Below are 8,722 nucleotides of genomic sequence, written 5' to 3'. Positions count from 1 at the left end.
GATCTGCGGCGTGCCCCGCGGTTGCGGTGGAATGCCTTCCAGGTGAAACGTGCCCAGGCGGCGGTTGTCCGCGGTCATCGCCCGCTCGCCCTGGAACACCTGCACGAACACGCCCGGCTGGTTGTCCTCGGCAGTCGAGAACACCTCGCCCTTGCGCGTGGGGATTGTGGTGTTGCGCTCGATCAGCTTGGTCATCACGCCACCCTTGGTCTCAATACCCAAGCTCAGCGGCGTGACATCAAGCAGCAGAACGTCTTTCACCTCACCCTTGAGGACACCCGCCTGCAGGGCAGCACCCACGGCCACCACCTCGTCGGGGTTGACGCCCTTGTTGGGCTCCTGGCCGCCGGTCATTTCCTTGACCAGATCCGACACCGCGGGCATCCGGGTGGAACCACCCACCAGCACCACGTGGTCGATCTCGGAGACCGAGATGCCGGCGTCCTTGATCACCTGCTGGAACGGGTTGCGGGTGCGGTCCAGCAGATCCTGGGTGATCTTCTGGAACTCCGCACGGGTCAACTGCTCGTCGAGGAACAGCGGGTTCTTGTCCGCGTCGACGGTGATGTAGGGCAGGTTGATCGACGTGCCCTGCGAGCTGGACAGCTCGATCTTGGCCTTTTCGGCCGCTTCGCGGAGCCGCTGCATGGCCATCTTGTCCTTGGTCAGGTCGATGCCCGCACTGGCCTTGAACTTGTCGACCAGCCAGCTGACGATGCGATCGTCCCAGTCGTCACCGCCGAGGTGGTTGTCACCCGAGGTGGCGCGGACCTCTACGACGCCATCGCCGATCTCCAGCAACGACACGTCGAAGGTGCCGCCACCGAGGTCGAACACCAGGATTCGCTGCTCCTTTTCGCCCTTGTCCAAGCCGTATGCCAGCGCGGCCGCGGTCGGTTCGTTGACGATCCGCAGCACGTTCAGGCCGGCGATTTGGCCGGCCTCCTTGGTGGCCTGGCGCTGAGCGTCGTTGAAGTAGGCGGGTGTAGTGATGACCGCGTCGGTGATGTCCTCACCGAGGTAGGCCTCGGCGTCGCGCTTCAGCTTCATCAGAATGCGAGCGCTGATCTCCTGCGCGGTGTACTTCTTGTCATCGATCTCGACGGACCAGTCGGTGCCCATGTGTCGCTTGACCGACCGGATGGTGCGGTCGACGTTGGTCACCGCCTGGTTCTTGGCAGGCTGGCCGACCAGTACCTCGCCATTACGCGCGAACGCGACGATGGACGGAGTGGTCCGCGAGCCCTCGGAGTTGGCGACGACGACGGGGTCCCCACCCTCCAGAACTGCGACGACGGAGTTGGTGGTCCCGAGGTCGATACCGACCGCACGAGCCATGGTGAATCCTTCCTGATAGTCGAACTTGGTATGCACTACGCTGAGTGAACCCCGCTCAAGACTGCCCTTTGCGGCGTACCGCTGTCAAGCCAATGTTGAGTCTGATCGACTCAAGGTTGTCGAAGGGGTCAACGGCGTTGCTCAAAAGTTTGTTCCCTGGCGGTTGAGAGCGCCGTCACACCGTGGGATAGTTTCGCAACCATTGCGTTCTCGGGCGTGCCCGCGTCGCAGCGTTGCACCAGGTCACGTCGATAGGAACGCGATGCCACCGATGTCCAGCACGCCCGGCCCGGCCGCCTCTGATCGATTCGCCCGTGAGGACGAGGGCTATCACCACGACCTGCACAACCGGCAGATGCAGATGATTGCGATCGGCGGCGCCATCGGAACCGGGCTGTTCATGGGCGCGGGAGCACGGCTGGCGTCCGCGGGGCCCGGCTTGTTCCTGATCTACGGGATCTGCGGCGGCTTCGTGTTCTTGATCTTGCGCGCGCTCGGCGAACTTGTGCTGCATCGCCCGGCATCGGGCTCGTTCGTCTCCTACGCTCGCGAGTTCTATGGGGAGAAAGCGGCCTTCGTTGCGGGCTGGATGTACTTTCTGAACTGGGCGATGGCGGCCATCGTGGACTCCACCGCGATCGCGAGCTACTTCCATTATTGGACATCGTTCCAGTCGGTCCCGCAGTGGACGCTCGCGCTGATCGCGCTGGTGGCGGTGGTGTCGGTGAACCTGATCTCGGTTAAGGCCTTCGGCGAGTTCGAGTTCTGGGCGGCGCTGATCAAAGTGCTGGCCCTGACGACGTTCCTGGTCGTCGGAATCGTCTTTCTGGCCGGCCGCTTCAAGATCGACGGAAAGACCACCGGGCCCAGCCTCTGGGCCGACCACGGCGGATTCATGCCGACCGGCCTGCTGCCCCTGGTGCTCGTCACCTCTGGGGTGATATTCGCCTACGCCGCAGTCGAACTGGTGGGCACTGCTGCCGGGGAAACCGCGGAACCGGAGAAGGTCATGCCCCGAGCGATCAACTCGGTGATCGCCCGCATCGCGGTCTTCTACTGCGGATCAGTCCTCCTGCTGGCGCTGCTGCTCCCCTACACCACCTATAGGGAACACGAGAGCCCGTTCGTCACGTTCTTCTCCAAGATCGGTTTCAGCGGCGCCGGGTCCCTGATGAACGTCGTGGTCCTCACCGCCGCGTTCTCGAGCCTGAACGCCGGGCTGTACTCCACGGGCCGGGTCCTTCGGTCGATGTCGGTGAACGGCAGCGGTCCGAAGTTCACCGCACGGATGTCGAAAAACGGTGTGCCGTACGGCGGGATCCTGCTGACCGCCACCATCGGTCTTTTCGGTGTCGTGCTCAACGCGGTCAAACCGAGCCAGGCCTTCGAAATCGTGCTCAACATCGCCGCGGTGGGGGTACTGGCGGCCTGGGGGACGATCGTGCTCTGCCAACTCCGGTTCTACGGCAGGGTGAAGGCCGGAACGATGCAGCGGCCGCACTTCCGGATGCCGCTCGCCCCTTACAGCGGCTATGTCACGCTGGCTTTCCTGGTGGGCGTACTGGTGCTGATGACGCTCGACCCTGAGAAGGGTCCCTGGGTCATCGCGGCGCTAGTGGCCGCCGTCCCCGGCCTGATCGGCGGCTGGTTTCTGGTTCGTGACCGGGTGACGGCGGCGGCCCACGAAGTTGTCGACCACGCCAGCAATGTCCCGGACCTAGCGGCTGAGTAATAGAGCAACTGCTCTGTTACTATCGCGGCATGCCCCGACCGCGCGTGTATGAGCCGGATCGGGTTCTGGACGCCGTCGAGTCGCTGGCCGTCGCATCCGGGCCCGCCGCAGTAACCATCCGTGCGATCAGCGCCGCCGTCGGCGTCTCCAACGGCGCGCTGTACCACAGCTTCGGGTCACGCTCAGGCCTGATGGGCCGCGCATGGCTGCGGGCCGGACGCCGATTCCTAACCGCGCAAAACACATTGGTCGATCAGGCCCTGTCGGAAACCGGCCCGCAAGCTGCCGTTGCGGCCGTGGTAGCCGCCGCTGACGCGCCGGCGGTCTTCGCCGAGCAGTATCCGGACTCCTCCAAACTGCTGTTGACGGTGCGCCGCGAAGAACTCTTGAGTGACGATCTGCCCGACGAGATCGCCACGGAACTAAGCGATCTCGACCGATTGCTGGTCGGCTTGATGATCCGGCTCGCGGTCAAGCTATGGGACCGCAAAGACGCGCGCGCCGTCGATGCGATCACTACCTGCATCGTCGATCTGCCAACTGCCATCCTGCTGCACCGTGACCGGCTGGCCAACGCAACAGCCCGTCAGCACCTGCGCGCGTCGGTGCGCGCGGTTCTCGACGTCGGACCACCACCACTGAGAAAGGGAAGAAGCCGTGGCAATTAGCCTGACCTATGAGGACAAGATCGCCATCCTCGATCTTGGCGACGACGAAAACCGTTTCTCGCCAGGCTTTCTCGACGAGGTTGATACGCGGCTCGATGAGGTCGTCGGTGCCGGCGGGCAGGGCTTGGTCACCACGGGCGGCGGCAAGTTCTACTCCAATGGGCTGGATCTGGATTGGCTGGCGGCCCACGGGGAGCAGACCCAGTGGTATATCGGACGCGTCCAGAGCATGTTGGCCCGCATCCTCACCTTGCCCGTCCCCACCGCAGCCGCGGTGGTCGGCCATGCCTTCGGCGCCGGGGCAATGCTGGCCTTGGCGCACGACTTTCGGGTGATGCGCGCTGACCGCGGCTTCTTCTGTTTTCCCGAAGCCGACATCCGCATCCCCTTCACGCCGGGGATGGCCGCACTGATCCAAGCCAAGCTGACTCCGCAGGCGGCGGTCGCCTCGATGACGACCGGACGCCGCTTCGGCGGCAGCGACGCCGCAAGCCTTGGCATTGTCGACGCTGTCGCGGCCGAGGGCGCAGTTACCTCCGCGGCGGTGGAGGTCCTTCGTCCCCTCGACGGGAAGGACCCCGGCACGCTGGGCGCGATCAAACACACCATGTTCGGGCACGCGGTGCATGCGCTGACCGCTGACAGCGCAGAGCGGCAAACCAATTAGCGTCCATTGGCCCGGCTAAGCGCATAACCTACGCCTGGTCAGGATGTCGCAGCGACGCGAAGGAGAGACCGATGACGGTGCAGGCGGTGTTGGACGAGATCCGCGAACGGCCCGGCACCGGTGACGTGATTCGGGTATTCGATCCCTCCACCGAAGAGCAGATCACCGAGTTCAACGACTGCGGACCCGAAGCCGTCAACGACGCGGTGGCGCGTGCCAAGGCGACCGCCGACTCGGGCGTGTGGTCCGGCCTGCCCGATTACCAGCGGGCCAAGGTGCTGTGGCGGGTCGGCGAGCTGATCGATCAGAACGCCGCAATTCTGCAACAGCTCGAGTCGCTCAACGGCGGCATGACCCCGGTTCAGGCGCAGGCGCAGGTGCGGGTCGCTGCCGAGTTCTTTCGTTACTACGCCGGTTGGTGCACCAAGATCGAGGGCATCGCGCGCGACGTGAACACCGGCGGTCTGACCGGCATCGACTCGCACATGCACACCTACACGCTGAAGGAACCCTACGCCGTGGTGGGGCTGATCTTCCCGTGGAACGGCCCGGCGTTTAATTTCTGCGCCAAGCTCGCGCCGTCACTGGCCGCGGGTTGCAGCAGCGTCGTCAAGCCGGCCGAGGAAACCCCGCTGACAGCAATCGTTTTGGATGAAATCCTGGCCGAGGCCGGAGTGCCGGACGGGGTGGCGAACTTGGTGCTCGGCTACGGCCACACCGCTGGCGCGGCGATCACCGCGCACGCGTGCGTCGAAAAAGTCGCCTTCACCGGATCGACCGAGGTCGGCCGGGCCATCGTGCACGCCGCAGCGGACAGCAACCTCAACAAGGTCACCCTCGAACTCGGCGGAAAGTCGCCGGTGCTGATTTTCGATGACGCCAATCTGAAGGCCGCCATCAGCACGGCGGCGTTCGGCACCTTCATCCACTCCGGCCAGGCCTGTGTGTGCGGTTCGCGCATCTTCGCCCAGCGCGGCGTCTACGACCAGGTCGTGGCGGGCATCACGAAAATGGCCAACCGTCTGCAACTCGGAGGCCCCAACGACGAGGGCGCCGTGATCGGCCCGCTGATCAGCCAAAAGCAGCTCACTCGCGTCCTGGGCTACCTCGACGAGGGCAAGAACGACGGGGTCGAGATCGTCACCGGCGGGCATCGGCTCGACCGCAAGGGATATTTCGTCCATCCGACCGTGCTGACCAACGTCGCGTGCACAAGCAGGTTGTTCCAAGAGGAGATCTTCGGGCCCGTAGTCACCGTGCTGCCGTTTGACGATGACGACGAGGCCGTCGCTCTGGCCAATGACAGCACCTACGGGCTGGCGGCCACCGCTTGGACCAAGGACGTTGGCCGGGCACACCGATTGGCCAAGCGGCTCAAGGCCGGAACCGTTGGACTGAACTGTCAGATGCAGTTCGACCACTCGATGCCGTTCGGCGGGTACAAGCAATCCGGCTGGGGCTATGAATCCGGCAAAGCCGGCCTAGAGACCTACCTGCAAAGCAAAATTGTCTGGGCGCAGATGTAGAAGTAGATAGATATGGACACTGGACTGCAAACCAAAGTCGACGAGATCGCGCCGGATATCGTCCGGTTCTCCACCTGGGTGCCGGGCATCACCGAACATGGGTTCACCTTCAACCAGTTTCTGCTGACCGGCGACGAACCGTTTCTGTTCCACTGCGGCATGCGCCAACTATTCCCGCTGGTTTCGGCGGCCATCGCCAAAGTGATCCCGTTGGAGCAGTTGCGCTGGATCTCGTTCGCCCATATCGAGGCCGACGAGTGCGGCTCGATGAACATGCTGCTGGCCGCGGCACCACACGCCCAAGTCATCCACGGTCCGCTGGCCTGCATGCTTTCGCTGACCGACATGTGCGACCGGCCACCGGTGCCAGTGGGCACCGAACCTGGCGACACGCACGATATCGGCGGTCACCGGCTGCGGTTCATCGCCACCCCGCACGTGCCACACAACTGGGAAAGCGGGTTGTGGTTCGACGAGACTACGTCGACGTTGCTGGCCGGCGACCTGCTCACGCACACCGGTCAATGTCCTGCGCTGACCGAATCCGATTGCGTAGCACCGGCACTGGAAGCTGAGTCGCTGTTCCATGCCACCGGCCTGACCACCAATCTGCGGCCCACGTTGGAGCAGTTGGCGCAGCTGACACCGACCACCCTGGCGCTGATGCACGGCGCGTCGTTCACCGGTGACGGCGCTGGCCAGTTGCGCGGCTTGGCCGATGGTTACGCCGCGATGGCCGGCTAGCCCGGCAAGAGCGGGCGCGTCACTGCGGTCACTTTTGCACTTCATGCGTACGCTGTCTCTGAGATGTTTTGGGAGAGCGCAAAGACCGCAAGGGTTAGCGGCCGGCTGCTGCTGGCGGCCCTGCTGATGAGCGCCGCGTTGGTGGGCGGATGCAGCTCGCTCATCCACGGCAAGGCGGTCTCGTCGTCGGGGGCGGGACCCACCGAGCCGTCGCTGCCGAAAGCCAGACCGTCCGTCCCGTCACCAGCCCCGTCGCGGCCCGCGCCGCCGAGCGCTAACCCGCCGGCCGGCGCCATCCCATTGCCACCCGATCAGAACGGTTACGTCTTCATCGAAACCAAATCCGGTCAGACGCGCTGCCAGATCGACTCCGACAGCGTCGGTTGCGAGGCGCAGTTCACCAACTCCCCGATGCAGGAAGGCGAACGCGCCAACGGCGTGAACATCACCGCGAGCGGATCGGTGCAATGGGTGGTGGGCAACCTCGGCGACATTCCCACCGTGACCATCGACTACCGCACCTACGACGCGGAGGGCTGGACGATCGCGGCCAGCGAAAGCGGCACCCGCTTCACCAACAAAAACACCGGGCACGGCATGTTCGTCAGCGTCGAAAAGGTAGACACGTTTTAACGGTTAGGTCTATTACCGCGGTTGGTCGAGGTAGCGGCGCGCGCCCCAGTAGTCTGCATCCAGTCGAACCGGGGTGATGCGCACTGGTGTCGTCGAGTCGAATGCCTCGATCATCTCGCCGTTCCCGGAATACATGGCCACGTGGTAGATCGCGTCGGGATTGTCGGGGTCCCTGCTGCCGTGCGAGTAGAAGAGCAGATCGCCGGGCTGCAGCGCGGATTTGTCTATCGCGCGGCCCCGGCTGTCGGCGGCTTGCGGGCCGGCATCGCGCGGCAGGGTGATGCCGTACACCTGGTAGATGGTGGAGGTGAAACCAGAGCAATCGAACCCGAACCCGGCACGGCCGCCCCACAGGTAGGGGACGTTCACGAACACGGCGGCGTACCGGACCAGATCGACTCCGGTGGGATGCGGCATGTCCGTTGGCTTTTCGTACACCGCCACCGTCCGAGCATCCAGCCACTTGGGGCCGCGACCGGGGGTGGCCACCTGAACGGCCTTGTCGGTGCGGCTAAGGACGGGAAGCCCGGTGTTGGTACTGACCTCGAGGTCGTGATCGGAGAGTCCGGAATCGCGGTACAGCCAGGTGGTGACGCCGCGATCGGCCAGCGCGAAGGAAGCGTGGTCCTTCAGTGCGCCGTAGCCCGGGTCGGTCGTCAACTGGGCCTTGGGAATCCAGCCCGGATAGCCCAGCGCGTTCTTCGGTGTGGGCTGGCCGGGGACCAGTACCTGGTCCCAGTCGCCCTGCTCTGCCACTACGAAGACGCGGTCGCCGAAGAGGGCCTGCGTCTGGGTGAGATTGTCCGAGGTGAGCGCTTGCTGCTGGGCCGGCGTCATGTCCGACAGCCAGCCGCGAATATCGACCGGATTTGTCAGGGCGCGATGGTCGACCGGACGCGGACTCTGCGGCGTGGTCCACACCGTGGCCACCGACACAGCGACAAAGGCGCTGGGTGGCGTCTGACCGGGTCCCATCTTCCGACCCGGGCTCATCATGCCGCCAGGCCCCGTCGTCGCGGGGCCGGTGTGGTTGTGGCCACCCGACGGGATGCCCCGAGTCAAGCCAGAAAAGAAGATCATCGCCGCGACGAACACGACACCGGCGACGATGCCCACCGAGGCTGCGACCCGGCTGAGCCCGTTGGGCCGTTGCCCCTGCGGCGATATCGGCGCCCGACCACCGACCACGCGGCACATCCTATGCCGAGTGCGGCGCGATTTCGTGAAGGATGACGCACTACTCAGCTCAGGGCCCGGGCTGCCGCCGTAGCCACATCACCTCGCATATACGCGATCGGTGGATCGTCTCGCGGATCGATCGCGCTCGTGAGCAGAATGACGTAGGTATCCGAGCGTGGGTCAATCCACAGCGAGGTTCCGGTAAAGCCTGTGTGGCCGAAGCTGCCGATGGGAA

The 8,722-nt window shown here is 64.7% G+C and carries 8 protein-coding genes and 1 pseudogene; 6 read left to right on the top strand and 3 right to left on the bottom strand.

What is annotated here, in order from left to right; translation table 11 throughout:
• On the bottom strand, positions 1-1,338 hold a 1,338-nt coding region (gene dnaK / locus WAN71_RS03095), incomplete at its 3' end, for a molecular chaperone DnaK (RefSeq protein WP_422223920.1).
• Positions 1,339-1,600: 262 nt separating this feature from the next.
• On the opposite strand from dnaK, the gene WAN71_RS03090 reads away from it, so the two are divergent.
• The 6 genes from WAN71_RS03090 (at position 1,601) to WAN71_RS03065 (ending at position 7,308) form a co-directional block, all read left to right on the top strand.
• Positions 1,601-3,070 (top strand): amino acid permease, encoded by a 1,470-nt coding sequence (locus tag WAN71_RS03090; protein ID WP_422223918.1) that lies wholly within the window; start codon positions 1,601-1,603, stop codon positions 3,068-3,070.
• Positions 3,071-3,099: 29 nt separating this feature from the next.
• Positions 3,100-3,738, top strand: a complete 639-nt coding sequence (locus WAN71_RS03085) for a TetR/AcrR family transcriptional regulator (RefSeq protein ID WP_422223917.1) — start codon at positions 3,100-3,102, stop codon at positions 3,736-3,738.
• Positions 3,728-4,405 (top strand): enoyl-CoA hydratase-related protein, encoded by a 678-nt coding sequence (locus tag WAN71_RS03080; protein ID WP_422223916.1) that lies wholly within the window; start codon positions 3,728-3,730, stop codon positions 4,403-4,405. Before WAN71_RS03085 ends, WAN71_RS03080 begins: the two co-directional genes overlap by 11 nt.
• Before the next feature lie 71 nt (positions 4,406-4,476).
• Positions 4,477-5,931 carry an aldehyde dehydrogenase family protein gene (locus WAN71_RS03075; protein WP_422223915.1) on the top strand — a complete coding sequence of 485 codons (1,455 nt, stop codon included), beginning with the start codon at positions 4,477-4,479 and terminating at the stop codon, positions 5,929-5,931.
• Between the two features lie 24 nt (positions 5,932-5,955).
• On the top strand, positions 5,956-6,675 hold the full coding sequence (locus tag WAN71_RS03070; protein ID WP_422223919.1) for an MBL fold metallo-hydrolase: 720 nt from the start codon (positions 5,956-5,958) through the stop codon (positions 6,673-6,675).
• Between the two features lie 63 nt (positions 6,676-6,738).
• Complete coding sequence (locus WAN71_RS03065) at positions 6,739-7,308, top strand: hypothetical protein (protein ID WP_422223914.1); 570 nt, start codon at positions 6,739-6,741, stop codon at positions 7,306-7,308.
• A 12-nt stretch (positions 7,309-7,320) separates the two neighbouring features.
• Here the strand turns inward: WAN71_RS03065 and WAN71_RS03060 are convergent, their stop codons facing one another.
• Together WAN71_RS03060 and WAN71_RS03055 are read right to left on the bottom strand one after the other, a co-directional pair.
• Positions 7,321-8,496 carry a C40 family peptidase gene (locus tag WAN71_RS03060; RefSeq protein WP_422223913.1) on the bottom strand — a complete coding sequence of 392 codons (1,176 nt, stop codon included), beginning with the start codon at positions 8,494-8,496 and terminating at the stop codon, positions 7,321-7,323.
• Between the two features lie 53 nt (positions 8,497-8,549).
• Positions 8,550-8,722, bottom strand: a pseudogene (locus tag WAN71_RS03055) (serine hydrolase); the annotation flags it as partial.

Origin of the sequence: Mycobacterium sp. (assembly GCF_049280035.1) — a bacterium.
GTDB lineage: Bacteria > Actinomycetota > Actinomycetes > Mycobacteriales > Mycobacteriaceae > Mycobacterium.
The sequence above is the reverse complement of the archived record's forward strand: the minus strand, read 5'-3'. Positions and strand labels throughout refer to the sequence as shown.

Coding starts and splice junctions, on each gene's coding strand:
- WAN71_RS03090 (WP_422223918.1), top strand. CDS start 1,601: ATGCCACCGATGTCCAGCACGCCCGGCCCGGCCGCCTCTGATCGATTC.
- WAN71_RS03085 (WP_422223917.1), top strand. CDS start 3,100: ATGCCCCGACCGCGCGTGTATGAGCCGGATCGGGTTCTGGACGCCGTC.
- WAN71_RS03075 (WP_422223915.1), top strand. CDS start 4,477: ATGACGGTGCAGGCGGTGTTGGACGAGATCCGCGAACGGCCCGGCACC.
- WAN71_RS03065 (WP_422223914.1), top strand. CDS start 6,739: ATGTTTTGGGAGAGCGCAAAGACCGCAAGGGTTAGCGGCCGGCTGCTG.